Annotated in this window: 15 protein-coding genes; 12 read left to right on the forward strand and 3 right to left on the reverse strand. The window is 41.0% G+C overall.

From position 1 onward, the window contains the following. The first annotated feature begins 20 nt into the window (after window positions 1–20). Entirely contained in the window at window positions 21–1751 is a 1731-nt protein-coding gene (locus BMZ58_RS14975) for a putative bifunctional diguanylate cyclase/phosphodiesterase (protein ID WP_075037373.1), read from the forward strand. Window positions 1752–1816: 65 nt separating this feature from the next. On the opposite strand, the gene BMZ58_RS14980 is transcribed toward BMZ58_RS14975, so the two are convergent. Continuing rightward, a complete protein-coding gene (locus BMZ58_RS14980; RefSeq protein WP_075037374.1) occupies window positions 1817–3205 on the reverse strand; it encodes an alanine/glycine:cation symporter family protein in 1389 nt (462 codons plus the stop codon). A 215-nt stretch (window positions 3206–3420) separates the two neighbouring features. Here BMZ58_RS14980 and BMZ58_RS14985 point away from each other — a divergent pair, with 215 nt between their 5' ends. The 3 genes from BMZ58_RS14985 to BMZ58_RS14995 are packed head-to-tail and all read left to right on the forward strand — an operon-like array spanning window position 3421 to window position 5084. Continuing rightward, window positions 3421–3888, forward strand: coding sequence for a low molecular weight protein-tyrosine-phosphatase (locus BMZ58_RS14985; RefSeq protein ID WP_075037375.1), 468 nt, complete (start codon window positions 3421–3423; stop codon window positions 3886–3888). Between the two features lie 13 nt (window positions 3889–3901). Beyond that, window positions 3902–4231, forward strand: a complete 330-nt coding sequence (locus BMZ58_RS14990) for a hypothetical protein (RefSeq protein WP_075037376.1) — start codon at window positions 3902–3904, stop codon at window positions 4229–4231. A gap of 22 nt (window positions 4232–4253) precedes the next feature. Further along, window positions 4254–5084: a YihY/virulence factor BrkB family protein gene (locus BMZ58_RS14995; protein ID WP_075037377.1), complete on the forward strand. Its 831-nt coding sequence runs from the start codon at window positions 4254–4256 to the stop codon at window positions 5082–5084. Between the two features lie 178 nt (window positions 5085–5262). Here BMZ58_RS14995 and BMZ58_RS15000 read toward each other — a convergent pair whose 3' ends face one another. Next, a complete protein-coding gene (locus tag BMZ58_RS15000; RefSeq protein WP_083412820.1) occupies window positions 5263–7176 on the reverse strand; it encodes a heavy metal translocating P-type ATPase in 1914 nt (637 codons plus the stop codon). Between the two features lie 234 nt (window positions 7177–7410). On the opposite strand from BMZ58_RS15000, the gene BMZ58_RS15005 reads away from it, so the two are divergent. The 6 genes from BMZ58_RS15005 (at window position 7411) to BMZ58_RS15030 (ending at window position 12553) form a co-directional block, all read left to right on the forward strand. Next, window positions 7411–8292 carry a transporter substrate-binding domain-containing protein gene (locus BMZ58_RS15005; protein ID WP_075037378.1) on the forward strand — a complete coding sequence of 294 codons (882 nt, stop codon included), beginning with the start codon at window positions 7411–7413 and terminating at the stop codon, window positions 8290–8292. Window positions 8293–8302: 10 nt separating this feature from the next. Further along, window positions 8303–8995 (forward strand): amino acid ABC transporter permease, encoded by a 693-nt coding sequence (locus BMZ58_RS15010; protein ID WP_075037379.1) that lies wholly within the window; start codon window positions 8303–8305, stop codon window positions 8993–8995. A 318-nt stretch (window positions 8996–9313) separates the two neighbouring features. After that, window positions 9314–10099 carry a metal ABC transporter ATP-binding protein gene (locus BMZ58_RS15015; RefSeq protein ID WP_075037380.1) on the forward strand — a complete coding sequence of 262 codons (786 nt, stop codon included), beginning with the start codon at window positions 9314–9316 and terminating at the stop codon, window positions 10097–10099. Next, window positions 10092–10946, forward strand: a complete 855-nt coding sequence (locus tag BMZ58_RS15020) for a metal ABC transporter permease (protein WP_075037381.1) — start codon at window positions 10092–10094, stop codon at window positions 10944–10946. The genes BMZ58_RS15015 and BMZ58_RS15020 overlap by 8 nt, the downstream gene beginning before the upstream one ends. Then, the gene (locus tag BMZ58_RS15025; RefSeq protein ID WP_075037382.1) at window positions 10946–11356 is read left to right on the forward strand and encodes a Fur family transcriptional regulator; all 411 of its coding nucleotides are present in this window, start codon (window positions 10946–10948) and stop codon (window positions 11354–11356) included. The genes BMZ58_RS15020 and BMZ58_RS15025 overlap by 1 nt, the downstream gene beginning before the upstream one ends. A gap of 126 nt (window positions 11357–11482) precedes the next feature. Further along, on the forward strand, window positions 11483–12553 hold the full coding sequence (locus BMZ58_RS15030; protein ID WP_075037383.1) for a metal ABC transporter solute-binding protein, Zn/Mn family: 1071 nt from the start codon (window positions 11483–11485) through the stop codon (window positions 12551–12553). Between the two features lie 178 nt (window positions 12554–12731). Here BMZ58_RS15030 and BMZ58_RS15035 read toward each other — a convergent pair whose 3' ends face one another. After that, complete coding sequence (locus BMZ58_RS15035; RefSeq protein WP_075037384.1) at window positions 12732–13892, reverse strand: MFS transporter; 1161 nt, start codon at window positions 13890–13892, stop codon at window positions 12732–12734. A gap of 154 nt (window positions 13893–14046) precedes the next feature. Here BMZ58_RS15035 and BMZ58_RS15040 point away from each other — a divergent pair, with 154 nt between their 5' ends. Together BMZ58_RS15040 and BMZ58_RS15045 are read left to right on the forward strand one after the other, a co-directional pair. Beyond that, the gene (locus BMZ58_RS15040; RefSeq protein WP_075037496.1) at window positions 14047–14439 is read left to right on the forward strand and encodes an OsmC family protein; all 393 of its coding nucleotides are present in this window, start codon (window positions 14047–14049) and stop codon (window positions 14437–14439) included. A gap of 342 nt (window positions 14440–14781) precedes the next feature. Next, window positions 14782–15393 (forward strand): YczE/YyaS/YitT family protein, encoded by a 612-nt coding sequence (locus tag BMZ58_RS15045; protein ID WP_075037385.1) that lies wholly within the window; start codon window positions 14782–14784, stop codon window positions 15391–15393. The last annotated feature ends 53 nt before the right edge of the window (window positions 15394–15446 follow it).

Raw genomic sequence — 15446 nt, forward strand, 5'->3', positions numbered from 1 at the left:
TATTCCCGCTCATGATATAGGTGAATCATTCCGACTGTTTTTCGGTTTCTATCAGACTTCTGATAGAAACCGAAAAACTAGCAAAACGTTCAGTAAAGATTCATGAAGACTTTTCTCAAAGGATGGATGCTTTGATCAACCTAGTATTTAAAGTTATAAAAGCAGAAGATGGAAGTTTTCGTTACAGTATGTTTGAAGGAAGACTAGCACAAGGTATCGGTTTAACAACAAAAAATGTAAAAGGCCGGACTCCTGAAGAGGTTTTTGGAAGTGATGGCTCTCTTTTTTATAAAGATAAATATTCTTTAGGTTTTTCAGGGGAAGTAGTCTCCTATAAACATTATTATCAAGGGCGTACATTTTACACTACTTTGTCTCCTGCAGGAATAAGTGGAAATGTGGAAGAACTTATCGGGAGTGCTGTAGACATCACAACTTATGAAGAAGCAACAAGTAAAATCGAACATATGGCTTCACATGATCCTTTGACAGATCTTCCAAACAGAATGAAACTGCATTCAGATCTCAGTGTGATAATTGAAAGTTTTTCCTCTTTTACGGTGATTTTCTGTAATCTAGACCGCTTCAAGTATGTCAATGATGCTTTTGGTCACTTCGCGGGTGACCAGGTTATTCAAATGATGGCTGAGCGGCTTAGTAGTCTTACTCCTGAAAGTGGTCGATTATACCGTGTGGGGGGAGACGAATTTATCATCACACTTTGTGGCGATTACTCTCCACGGGAAGTTCGCACTCATGGTGATCAGATTATACGAAAGTTAAGTCTCCCTATCCACTCCTTCGGAAAACAATTCTTTATTACGGGCAGTATTGGAGTTGCCCAATATCCTTCAGATGCTTCTAAATCAACGGATTTAATCATGTGTGCAGATGTTGCTTTACAATATTCTAAAATGAATGGTCGACAATTGTTATCTTTTTATAAGCCGGAAATGAATCGTGACTATAACCAACTGCTATCCCTGGAGGGGGACTTGCGAGAGGCGATCAGTAAGAACCAATTGTCTCTATACTATCAACCTAAAGTGGACGTCCGGACAGGTTATATTAGTGGGATGGAGGCATTGGTTCGGTGGAAGCATCCGGAAAAAGGAATGATTTCTCCTGGAGAGTTTATTCCTATAGCTGAAGAGACAGGCGTCATTACCCAATTAGATGATTGGGTATTACGGGAAGCTTGTAAACAGTCCCAGGTTTGGATAGACAGAGGGTATGCACCAGAACGGATTGCTGTCAATGTCTCTGCCAGAGAAATTCAACGCCGGGATTATGCGGAAAAAGTTCGTAATATTTTAAGTGAAACTCTTCTTGATCCCAGGTACTTGGAAATTGAAGTGACAGAAGATAGTGTCATGCAAAATACAGAACAATGCATACGTACGATGCAGGACTTGAGAGCATTGGGTGTTTCTTTATCTATTGATGATTTCGGAACAGGCTATTCCTCCCTCAGTTACCTCAGGGAGTTTCCCATTCATTACTTAAAAATTGATCAAGCCTTCATTAAAGGAGTCCTGACAGAGCCAAGCGATGCAGAGATCGTAAAAGCAATGATTCAGCTTGCGGATGCCTTCCAAATTGAAGTTGTAGCAGAAGGGGTCGAAAGAGAAGAAGTTCTTGGTTTTCTTAGAGAAAATGAATGTTCTTACTATCAGGGGTATCACTTTAGTAAACCGGTACCAGCTGAAGAGATGGAGTCTTATTTATCCAAGAAAGAAAAATACCAATAAATATAGAGAACCCCTGCAAATTTGCAGAGGTTCTTTGTTTATATAGACACGATATAACACCAGTATTATCCAGCTTGTCGCTGTTCTCTTTCTTGTTGCCGTTCTTTTTTTGCTACTTTCAGGAACTTGTTGGTTTCGGCAGCTACTACACCAGATAAGAGTAAAAGTCCGATCAAGTTAGGGAATGCCATTAATCCATTCATTACATCAGCAAATACCCAAACAGTGTTCAGCTGAGCGACTGCTCCGATTAATACAAAAGCAACGAATACAATCTTATAGGAACCGATGAAACGCTGCTTCGTTAAATAACCGAAACACTTTTCACCATAGTAAGACCAGCCGACGATGGTTGAGAAAGCAAAAAAGACTAGACCGATCGTTACGATATAAGCCCCAACATCCCCTAAGAAAATCTGGAAGGATGTAGACGTCAAGTCAGCACCATCCAGACCGCCCTGATATTGTCCAGCCATTACAATTGTCAAGCCTGTCATTGTACAGACAATAATCGTATCGATGAAAACCTGGGTCATGGAAACTAATGCTTGACGTCCGGCATAATCGGTACGTGCAGCTGCGGCAGCAATCGGAGCAGAACCGAGACCGGCTTCGTTTGAAAATACTCCGCGTGCAACACCGTAACGGATCACGGTACCAAGAAGCCCGCCACCGAGAGCACTTGCTGTAAATGCATCATTGAAAATAAGGCCAAGAGCTGGAAGAACCATGTCGTAATTGAGGATAAGTATAATTAAAGCACCAATCACATAAAAAATGGCCATAATAGGAACGAAAAAGGCTGTAACTTTCCCGATACTCTTGATACCACCCAGCAAAACAAGTCCGGCTAGAACGGTCAGAAGTATTCCTGTTACCCATGGGGAAACATTGAATGTTGCCTCCATCACATCAGAAACTGAATTGGATTGTACCATATTACCGATACCGAATGCGGCTACTGCGCCGAAAATAGCAAATAGAAAACCAAGTGGTTTCCCAAGCCATTTTGTTTTCAGTCCACGAGAGAGGTAATACATTGGACCACCGGCCATTTCGCCATTTTTACCTTCTATCCGGTATTTTACAGCTAGTACAGCCTCTGCATATTTTGTCGCCATACCAAAAATGGCCGTGATCCACATCCAAAATACAGCACCTGGACCACCTAATACGACAGCTGTTGCGACACCAGCGATGTTCCCGGTCCCGATCGTGGCTGCCAGGGCAGTGGTGAGAGCCTGGTAATGAGAGATGTCTCCTTTTTCATTTTTGTTTTTCTTACTTGGTTTGAATGCTAAACGCAAGGCATATGGCAGTGTTTTGAACTGAAGAAACCCCAGACGGAGTGTTAAATAAACTCCTGTTCCAACTAACAAAATTAGTAGGACGGGCCCCCAAACAATACCACTAAGCTCACTAAGAAAACTGTGTAGTGCACTTTGTTCGTCCATCATTTTCCCCCTTTTCCCTTTTAATAAAGTCCATATATAAAATATTCCGAAAATTTAAAACAAATGTCAAGGTAATTTGTAAACAAACATAAAAAACTGGGTTCGATTCGACATAAAATGGGAAGATATAGGTGTGAAATACTATTAATTAGAAGGATTTTTTGACGTTTCATAGAAATTAAAGAATTAGAAACACTAATAATGGAGGACTAACAATGATTCATGTGTTATTCGTATGTTTAGGAAACATTTGCCGCTCACCGATGGCAGAAGCAATCTTCAAGGACCTGATAAAGAAAGAAAAACTTCAAGATTCCATAATGGTCGAATCTGCAGGAATCGGTCATTGGCATGAAGGTTCAGAACCTCATGAAGGAACAAGAAGGATTCTTGATAAACACTCGATTTCTTATGATGGGATGTTTGCAAGGCAAGTGAGAGAAGGGGACTGGGATGATTTCGATTATTTAATTGCTATGGATGAAGAGAATGTTAGAGATTTGAGGGGCATCAGAGAAAAGAATGATGTAATAGTTGCGAAGCTTATGGACTATGTTCCCGAAGCGGTGGAAAGGGATGTTCCTGATCCCTACCTTACAGGTAATTTTAATCATGTCTATGAACTGGTGCTTGAAGGGTGTAAAAGGCTTCTGGGAGAAATGAAGAAAAAACATAATCTTTAAGGAGGATGAAGATATGGGACAGAATAAATTGTGGAAGGGTATATTTCTAGGTGCAGTCATTGGGGGCGTTGTAGCTTTAGTGGATAAAGATACTAGAGCGTTAGTAGGGGAGAAGTCGAAATCGGCAGGTACAAAATGCCAGGGATACGTGAAGCATCCTTCTGAAGCGATTCACAACTTGAGAATAAGTTACGAGTCTTTTTCTTCTCAAATAAACAAAGGAGTGGAGGATCTTCTGGCATTATTACAGAAAGCAGAGAGTATGCTGAATAAAGTTGGAGAAATCAATCAAGAAGTGAAGCAGCAACTTAAAGCTGTGGATGATTCAAAAGAAGCTTCTTGATACCAAGAGGTGATGGAATATCATGAAAGTCATCAAGAATTTCGGCAAAGAGCTTTTCACCCGCTTCGGAGAGGATGATGTGGGAGGAATGGCTGCTCAACTTGCCTACTTTTTTTTACTATCTTTGTTTCCGTTTATGATATTCCTACTTACCCTATTAGGGTACTTACATATCGATGAAAATCGGGTACTTGCGTTTGTGAGCACCTATGCTCCCCCAGAAACTTTCGATATGATTACAAGTAACGTTTCCTCTCTTTTGAGGAGTGAGAACGGGAGTTTGTTATCCATCGGTCTTGTAGGTACTCTTTGGGCAGCATCTAATGGAGTTAATGCAATCATGCGTGCCTTTAATCGTGCCCATGACGTGGAAGAGAACCGCTCTTTTATCGTTTCAAGACTGATTGCTATTATCCTTACAATAGCAATGATATTAGTAATTGCTATTGCGTTCTTGCTTCCGGTACTGGGGCATACGATTGGCGTCTATCTTTTTTCTTTCTTTGGTTTATCGGAAAGTTTTCTCTCATTGTGGAATGGCCTTCGCTGGGTGATTTCGTCCATTATCTTTTTCATTGTCTTGTCGTTTCTATATGTCACAGCGCCCAATAAACGGTTGAAATATCGTGACACAGTTGCAGGGGCTGTTTTTGCGACATTTAGTTGGCAGTTGGTATCTTTGATGTTTTCCTTTTATGTGGGCAACTTGGGTAATTTTTCTGCCACTTATGGGAGTTTAGGGGGCGTAATCGTACTGATGATTTGGTTCTATATATCCGGAATCGTTATCATTCTAGGTGGAGAGATAAATGCTATGGCCCATCATCGCCGTACGGAAGACACATGGGGATGAAAAGGAGACCCCTCTGACCTTGGATCCTATTTTGGGGAGAAAAAACAAAGGACGATATCTCTTATGACTTCGTCCTTTGTTTTGCTATGGTCAAAAGGAGTCCTCTTGGAATAGTAAGACAGTGTTTCAGGAGGAACAACTCACGCCCGGCGGAAATCGTATATTTGACTTAATACAGTTATCTTAATAGACGAAGGCCATTAAGGATAACGAGGATTGTGCTACCTTCGTGGCCAATGACTCCGAGTGGTAAATCAAGGAGTTGCAAAAAGTTACTGATGATGAGGAGCATGATAATACTGATAGAAAAGATGATGTTTTGTTTAACTACTCGGTTCATCCTTTTTGACACATTAATTGCATCCCCGATTTTAGGAAGGTCATTTTTCATTAAGACGACATCCGCTGTTTCCAGAGCAACATCTGTTCCTTCTCCCATAGCTATACCTACATCTGATTCGGCTAACGCTGGTGCATCGTTAATGCCGTCCCCTACCATCCCGACATGGCTGAAGTGCTCTTTTAATTTTTTGATTTCTTCCAATTTCTGTTCTGGCATACATTCGGGAATATACTGATCAAGTCCTGCCTCAACAGCAATGGATCTGGCGGTTGTAGGATTGTCACCTGTCAACATGATTGTATAGATTCCTTGTTCTTTCAGAGATTGGATCGCATCTTTTGCTTCTTGCCTTACGGTGTCTTTGAGAGCGAAGAGAGCGATGACTGACTCTCCCACTTTTACAAAGATGACGGTCTTACCCTCTAAAGCCAGCTCTTCAAATTTCCCTCCATGAAAAGTAACAGCTGCTTCTTTACCGATGAACTCTGCTTTACCGATCATCCACGTTTCCTCTTTGAAGACCCCAGTAACCCCATTACCACTACTGTTCTGGACATTATCAACAGGTACAAATGGTACGCCTGATTTCTCGGCGTATCTGACTATAGCCTTGGCCAAGGGGTGGTTTGATTGTTGCTCGATGGAAGCGACGATAGAAAGAACGTTTGCGTCATTCTGCTCTTCAAGGCTGATAAAGTCTGTAACAACCGGCTGCCCTTTCGTTAGTGTTCCGGTTTTATCAAATGCAATGGCCTGTAGGTGAGAAAGATGTTCAAGATGTACGCCCCCTTTAAATAAAATGCCGTGACGGGCTCCGTTCGTAATAGCTGAAAGGGTAGCGGGCATAATGGAAGCAACGAGAGCGCACGGGGAAGCGACGACAAGCAGAATCATGGCCCGATAAACGGTTTCTTGCCAAGTCCACCCCAGTAAGAAGTGGGGAAGGAACAGCATAAGGCCAACGACGAGTAGTACAACTTTTACATATGTCCCCTCAAATCGTTCGATGAAAAGTTGGGACGGTGATTTTTCACTTTGTGCGTTTTGGACCATTGTTATGATTTTTTGGAAGAGGGTATCAGATGCTTTTTTTGTGACGGTAACCACTAAGCTTCCGTCGATATTCATAGTCCCTGCAAAAACTTCTCCCTCTATCTCTTTTGTGACAGGTAAGGACTCTCCTGTGATGGTACTTTCATTCAAGGAGGATTGCCCTTTTTTAATAACGCCATCAGCAGGGACACGTTCCCCTGCTTTAATTAAAATCTGGTCACCGACATTTAAGTTCTTTACGGAGGTCCATTCATATCCAGACGCAGTGACGAGTAGTGCTTTCTCCGGCTGCATATTCATCAACGATGAGATTTCTTTTTGACTTTTATTCATCGTATAGGTTTCCAGTGCTCCGCTTAATGAAAATATGAAAATAAGGATGGCTCCTTCTGTCCAATATCCAATAGAAGCGGATCCAATGGCTGCCAAAATCATAAGCAATTCCACGTTCAAGGACTTTTCATGGATTGTCTCCACTATGCCTTCTTTCGCTTTAGCAAAACCTCCGATAATGAACGCACTAATGTATAACAGGGTGTAAACAGTCGTACCCCAATTGTTCTCTCCATACCAGGCTGCCAAGATGAGAAAACCACTTATGATAGCTGCTATAAGTTCTATATGCTCTTTAAGGTAAGTGAAGCGGTCTGGTAATTTTAACCACTGATTGGGTAGTATAGCTCGTAATTGATCCATATTTATTTTCAACTCCTTTTTATAATTGAGAATGAAAGTCATTATCCTTACATCAACTGTACTTTCAAATTAAAATAATTATAATTTGATATATATTATTATAATACCATGAAACCACCGATGTTCAAGTAGCAAAGAACCATTTTATAAAAAGTAAGCTAGGCAGTTGATATTACACGTGTCAAGTTGCTATATTAGACAAGTGCTAATAACAAATGGAAGGTGGAAAAATCAATGCGCAAAGGTTTTATACTTATGTTTATGCTTGTGCTTTCTTTGTTCCTTGCTGCTTGTGGTTCAAGCGACGAAGGAGAGAGCAGTTCAAATAGTGATGGAGGCGAAGAAGCTTCCGATAGCAAATGGAGTGAAATCCAAGAGGAAGGAGAAATAGTAGTTGGAACTTCAGGTACACTTTTCCCTGCTTCCTACTATCCTGAAGACTCCGATGAAATGACAGGGTATGATGTGGAAATTATGAGGGAAGTGGCAGATCGTCTGGGTCTTGAACTCAAGTTTGAAGAATATGGTGTAGATGGACTCCTTTCTGCAATTAACAGTGGCCGTATCGACGCTGTTATCAACGACATGGAAGTTACTAAGGACCGTCAAGAGCAATTTTCCTTCAGCGACCCTTACAAATATTCTTATTCAACGATGATTGTCCGTGAATCCGATCTTTCTGGAATTGAAACACTGGAAGATCTGGAAGGGAAGACACATGGCGGTGGAGCAACCACTGTATTTTCTCAAATTGCCGAACACTTTGGTGCAGAAACAAAAACATATGGTAATGTGACAAACGATGTTTATCTTCGTGATGTAGAAAACGGGAACACGGATTTCATCATCAATGATTATTACTTGCAATCCCTTGCTTTGAAAGCTTTAACTGATATTGAAGTAAAGCTTCATCCGGATTTGAAATTCCATCCGACTAATTCAGCGATTGTTATGCCTAAGGAAGCAACCAAAATGACGGAAGAAATTAATGCGGTGCTTCAAGAGATGCGAGATGACGGTACATTGACGGAACTTTCAAAAGAATTTTTCGGTGGAAAGGACGCTTCCAAAGAGCCAGAAGCTGATATTCGCGAAATTGAAGGTTTAGATTTGTAAGGAGCTTTATATGTTAGGTATTGAAGTGAACGAAATCCAAATCGAAAAGCTTTTTAATGCCGAGCGTGCTTGGTCCAATTTACCTTTTATCCTAGAAGGGGTACCGTTGACCCTTATGGTTGCGTTAATCGGCATGTTGATCGGACTAATACTCGGTTTCTTTCTTGCTCTTGCTAGAGGTTCTGATCATGTTTGGCTTCGGTGGCCCGCACGTTTTTATATATCCTTTATGCGGGGAACACCGATACTTGTTTACTTATTCGTTTTGTATTTCGGACTTCCTGTCGTAGGCATTAAACTTCCGGCAACAGTAGCTGCTGTTATCGGTTTTGGTACGAACAGTGCTGCTTACATTGCAGAAATCAATCGAGCTTCTTTGAACAGTGTGCCAAACGGTCAATGGGAATCTTCACGAGCTTTAGGGTTTACTTATTGGCAAACAATTAGGAGGATTATTATGCCACAGGCTACACGGATAGCTATTCCACCGCTTGGAAATGTGTTCCTTGACCTATTGAAGGCGACCTCACTGGCAGCTATGATTTCCGTGCCTGAGATTTTAAACAAAGCTCAAATTGCAGCAGGGCGGACGGTAGACTCAATGACGATGTACATTACAGCTGCTTTGATATATTGGCCTTTGACAATGATCTTCTCAGCTTTGCAAGATTATCTGGAAAAACGCCACAATAGATATTTATAACATTCGGAAGCCGGAGCAGATTTACCTGCTCTGGCTTTTTAATGGAGTGTGGAGCAAGGGGCTTGATTCTATAGTAATCCTCGTTTATGATATAGGTTGGTTTTTAAATCGTAATCGTTATGGATTATGTTGAGTTGGGTTAGGGAGTCCATAGAGGGAGCCAGTCTTAAAATTCTACAGGAGTTTATAAAGCTGATGAAAGTGAAGCACTTTTCTTGGATTACCTTTTGGTAATGGAAAGGAGCCTGCTTTTTTACATCCATCCATGCTTGGTCTATAATTTAATTCGTAATCATTCTTATTTGTGAGGGATTGGGTATGAAAGAAAGAACGATTGTAAAATTAGAAAATGTTTCTTTTAAATACGATAGGGAATGGGTCGTCAAAGATGTGAACCTGGAAATTGAAAAGGGGCAGTTTCTTGGACTCGTTGGGCCGAATGGATCTGGTAAGTCCACCTTAATAAAATTGATGCTTGGATTGGTCAAGCCTGTTGAAGGTTCCGTTCAGTTATTTGGGAAGCCGCTGAAACAATATGATGACTGGCAGGAAATCGGGTTTGTATCACAAAAAGCGAACAGTTTTAATTCAGGTTTTCCAGCAACAGTCATTGAAGTTGTGAAGACAGGGCTCGTCTCAAGGATTGGTGCATTCAAATTTTTCAACAAAAAACATAAAGAAAAAGCCATGGATGCTCTGAAAATTGTAGGAATGGAAGATTATGCTTATTCAAATATCGGGGAGCTTTCCGGTGGACAGCAACAGCGCGTATTCATTGCACGTGCGCTCGTCAGCGATCCTGGTTTGTTGATTCTAGATGAGCCGACAGTCGGGGTGGATGCAAAACATGTGACAGAGTTTTATGAACTGCTTGCCCGTTTGAATAAGGAGCAAGGCATTACGTTATTGATGGTCACCCATGACATTGGAACGATTACGGATCACGCGACACATGTGGTGTGTATGAACAAGACGGTCCATTTCCATGGGGCGTCTGAGGAATATAAAGAATTCAGTGATGAGGACATGAACCAATTGTACGGACATCCCGTTCAACAGCTGACTCACAACCATGACCATCATGAGGTGAACCACTATGATTGAGAGTTTTTTTCAATATGAATTTCTACAAAATGCCGCAATTACTGGTATTCTAATAGGAATCGTCGCTCCTTTATTAGGGGTATTCATCGTTGTACGTCGATTATCATTGATTGCTGATGCATTATCTCATATTACTTTAACTGGTATTGCTGCAAGTCTCTTGCTTGAAAAGAGGGTATCGCCTGTTAGTGAATGGAATCCTATTTATATGGGGATGGTGTTTTCTGTCATTGGTGCCATATTGATCGAGCGATTAAGAAAAGTATATAAGCATTATGAAGAACTTGCTATACCTATCATTCTTTCCGGTGGAATTGGAGTAGGGGTCATCCTAATTTCCCTCGCTGATGGATTTAATACGGATTTATTCAGTTATTTATTCGGTAGTGTGACAGCAGTGAGCAGAGACAGTATGTGGACAGTATTGATGATTACCACCCTGGTCGTCTTGATTGTTATCCTATTTTATAAAGAATTGTTTGTATTATCTTTTGATGAAGAACACGCTTCTATATCCGGCGTAAATGGGCGTTGGATTCATCTATTATTTATCGTGATGGTTGCACTTGTTATTGCTTCATCGATGCAGGTGGTGGGTATTTTGCTCGTTTCTGCTTTGATGACGTTACCAGTCGCTTCTGCTTTAAGGATCGCGAAAAGTTTTAAGCAAACCATTGGTTTGTCCATCGCTTTTGGTGAAACATCCGTGCTTGTCGGTCTATTTTCTTCTTATCACTTAAGTGTACCGCCTGGCGGGACGATTGTTGTAACAGCGATTTTAATTTTGATTATGTCGATTCTTTACAAAAAAGTACGAGCTCAGCAATGGATAAAGGGTGAAGCTTAATGAATGTAGAGACAGCTTTGCAGAAACTGAAAGAAAAAGGCTATAAAAGAACAAAGCAAAGGGAACGAATTTTAGAAATATTCGTCAACCAAGATCAATATATTGCTGCGAAGGAAATATTGAAAGAGATTCAAACCGATTTTCCTGGTGTCAGCTATGATACGATCTACCGGAATTTATATATGCTTACCGACGTTGACCTTTTAGAAGCAACAGAACTTGGGGGAGAAAAACACTTTCGATTGTGTTGTGATACTCATGGTCATCATCACCATTTCATTTGTACAGATTGCGGGAAAACGAAGTCGATTGAGTTTTGTCCGATGGATAGTATTAATGAAAGTTTGAATGGATATGATGTAGAGAATCACAAATTCGAAATCTATGGGAAGTGCCCACAATGTCATTAATAATAATAGCCTGCGTTGTATAGGCGCAGGTTATTGTTATGTCAGAATCAAAAAGTAATCGTTACTGTTTACAAAAAGTAATCATTACGATATAATCTGATGAGTGTCATGATGAGGAGGTTCGTAATGAGAAAACTAGCAATCTTATTTTTACTTATTCTTATAACCTTGTTCACCGCGGCTTGTGGAAATGAAGAGACGTCTGGTGAAGAAGAAATAGAAAACAACAATACAGACAAGAAACCACTTACTATATATACAACGGTTTATCCTCTGCAGTTTTTTGCGGAAAAAATCGGCGGGGCCACGGTAGAAGTCCAATCCATACTTCCGCCAGGGTCTGATGCCCACACCTACGAGCCGACAACAAAAGAAATGGTCAAAATGGCTGAAGCCGATTTGTTCATCTACAATGGAGCAGGTTTGGAAAGTTATGCTGAAAAAATCTCTGAATCTATCGAACCTGAAGGTGTAACCATCCTTGAAGCTGCATCAACCATTGATTTGAAAGAACACGTCCATAATCATGAGGGGGAAGGTGAGCAAACTCATGAGGAAGAGACGCATGAAGGAGATGCACATGCTCATGAGGAAGAGACGCATGAAGAAGATGCACATGCTCATGAGGAGGACTCACATGAAGAAGATGCACATGCCGGCCATAACCATGGGGAACAGGATCCACATGTATGGTTAGACCCTATTCGTGCATCACAGTTGGCTGAACACATTAAGGACCAGTTGGTGGAACTGAATCCTGGAAAAGAGAATGTTTATAAAGAAAACTTCCAAGAGTTAGAGAGTAAACTGAAAGAATTAGATCAGTCCTTTCATGAACGAGTAGAAACAAAGGCGAAAAGTAAAATTATCGTTTCTCATGCGGGGTATGGTTATTGGGAAGAAGCGTATGCTATTGAGCAAATTGCCGTATCAGGTTTAAGCCCGACTAATGAACCGTCCCAAAAAGATTTAGAAGACATCATCCAAACGGCTGAAGAGCATGACTTAAAATATGTCATTTTTGAGCAGAATATCACTCCGAAAGTGGCTGAAGTCATTCAGAAGGAAATCGGTGCGGAACCTCTTCGCTTTCATAACCTGTCCGTTCTAACAGAATCTGACGTTGAAAATGAGGAAGATTACTTTTCTCTAATGAAACAAAACTTGGATGCGTTAACTCAAGCATTAGCCGAGTAAAAAAGAGGCTATGCCTCCACCCTTCCCTCAAAAAAAGAGTGAAATCAGATTTTATTAATCGTGATTTCACTCTTTTTTTCTGTACGTTGATGGTCCGATATTAATTTTAGATTTTGTTCTTTAAATAAAAAAGAAAGGAAGAATGCAAAGATGGGTATATAGCCTGGGCACCTTCATTCTATTCCGTGAGTAGGGGGTCATTTTTATAAGCCGTAGCTATGAATACAATAATCAATAATGCAACAATCACATAAAAGAAAGATAAACCTGGCCATAGATCAAGGAAGAAGCCCGATAAAAAGGGTCCGAGAATACTTCCGATACTGAATGCCATTCCACATAAAATGTTGCCAGCAGGCAAAAGCTCCTTTGGTAACAAGTCCGTCATGAAGGATATTCCTAACGAGAACAGGGAGCCGACGAATAAGCCACCAAGAGCAAATGTGGCAAATAAAGCAATGACGGAATCCTCTAAAAGAGCGGCTGCGACAAATGCCACTGTTCCCCCTGACACCACCGTCATGATGACTTTCTTTCTACCGATTTTATCACTTAATGTACCGAGTGGGATTTGCGAAAAGAGACTGGCAGCAGCAAAGCAGGGAATGATTAAAGAAAGGATATTGACCTCATGGCCGATCCTCATACCATATACTGGGAAAATTCCGTGTAACGTCGCTTCTAGGAATCCATAAGCAAGAGGAGGAAGGAATGCAACCCATGCGAGTCGAATTGCCTTTAAAAACCTTTTCATTGAACTTGTTCCATAAGCTGTGGTATGGTCTCTCTCAGGTGTTTCGTTCCTTACCCTAAACATTAGAAGCCAAACGATCATACTTAAAAGTGATGAAATCAAGAAGGGCACCGCGATGCCGAATGTAAGCAAGTTAGTCATCAGTGGCCCAAGCGTAAAACCTAAGCTGAAAAATAACCCATAATAAGCAATACTGCGACCCCGGTTGTTTCTATCAGCTGTAGCGGTAATCCATGTTTGGGTACCAAAGTGGAGGATTTGATCACCAATCCCGATGGTTACCCTTAAGATGAACCAAAACCATAGCGCCTGCCAAAAAGGGAATAGGGCTAAGGAAAGGACGACTAAAGCTCCCCCGATCATAATTACCGGTTTATACCCGAGGCGTTGCAACGGTTTTTCCATGAAAGGCGAAGATAGTAGAATCCCTATGTAGAGCCCTGTAGCATGTAAACCGTTGATGGACGATGAAATGCCGTTCTGTTCTAGGATAACCGCAATTAAAGGAAGCAACATTCCCTGTGAAAATCCTGAAATGGTCACGAGACCAATCAGGATCCAAAATCTTGTTCGTGCTGAAACCATAGAATGACCTCCTTTCTACCATACTTTCTTATAGTATAAGAAAGTTATAGCAGGGGACAAGTTTTTCTGTCTGAGAATCGGGGGTTATTTCCCTGGTAGAAAAGGTTATTATATAAGTAAAGGGATAGCAAACCGTCGAAGGAGTGAATGAATGATGGATTTTTATTTGAAAGATAATGGGGTTCGTACATCGTTTGATTATGGACAATTGAACATTTCCGGAGACGAAACACTTGGTTTTCGCCCCTATCAGTTAATGGTCGCTTCCATCGCTGGTTGCAGTATTGGAGTATTCCGCAAGATTCTTGATAAGCAACGAGTGGATTATGAGGATATCAAGGTAACGGCTGAAGTAGAGAGAAACCCTGATGAAGCGAATCGTATTGAGAAAGTCCAGCTTCATTATGTGATCAAAGGGTATCATCTGAATCAGGATAAGCTATTAAAGAATTTAGATGTTTCTCGCAATAACTGCAGTATGGTTCAATCCGTCCAAAATAGTATTAAAGTGGAAGAGACACTGGAGTGCATTCAGCTCAGCAAGTAAACTAAAAAGAGCCTTATCCAACCTTCGGATAAGGCTTTTTTTGTGTCATTAAACCTCCCTATTCTTGAAGACCCAGTGTCGAGATGTTTTCGGGGTTCGTTGCCTTGTTGGGCGTCAGGGGTGGTTGGGAAGCTACTTTTACTTATGAAGCGAGTGTCTGGGCGACGGAGCTGGACGAGTCATTCCCCGCAGCCCCATCCACTTACACAAAAGTCTCGGAAGCGAGTCTTCAAGAATACTGCCATTTTGTTTAATTACCGTAGTATAATGAGAAGAGTGCTGTTGGATAAATTGATTTATTATTGAAAAGGGTTTCTTATCAGAAAAGAGAAGAGGGATAGGATGAAAAATATTAGTATCAAAGCATTCTTTTATATTACAGGATTGGTGATTATTTCTCTTGGAATCACCCTGACGATTAAATCGGATCTCGGCGCTGGTGCATGGGACGCTGTGAATGTCGGACTTACTGAGACGGTGGGACTTACCGTAGGTACATGGGTGATGATCATTGGAGCTACACTTATTTTAACGAATGCACTGATTGCAAGAGAAAAACCGGATTTATTTGCCGTCATTACAATCCTTGTCATCGGCCAATTCATTGACTTCTGGATGCTTACTATTTTTGATTCGTTTGGGGTTGACCAATTTTTGCTTCAATTTACTGTTCTGATCGGTGGCATTGCCATTATTGCTGTAGGTGTATCATTATATTTGCAACCTAAATTCTCCTTGAACCCGGTTGATGGTTTTATGGTTGCGTTACAAAAGCGTTTCGGCTTCAATTTAACGACAGCGAAAACTTTGACAGAGGCCTTCGCACTTATTCTTGCTTTGGTCTTAGGTGGTCCTATAGGAATTGGTACTTTAATTATTTTGGTTTTAATCGGCCCTTTCATCCAGTTTTTTGATGGAAAAGCGAACCGTGTGATGAATAAGATGCTCTCTTAATTCCATGTATAGTCTGGGCCATTTTTCACAAGATATAAAAAAATGAAAGGTGG

This window comes from Halobacillus dabanensis (assembly GCF_900114165.1).
GTDB lineage: Bacteria > Bacillota > Bacilli > Bacillales > Halobacillaceae > Halobacillus > Halobacillus dabanensis.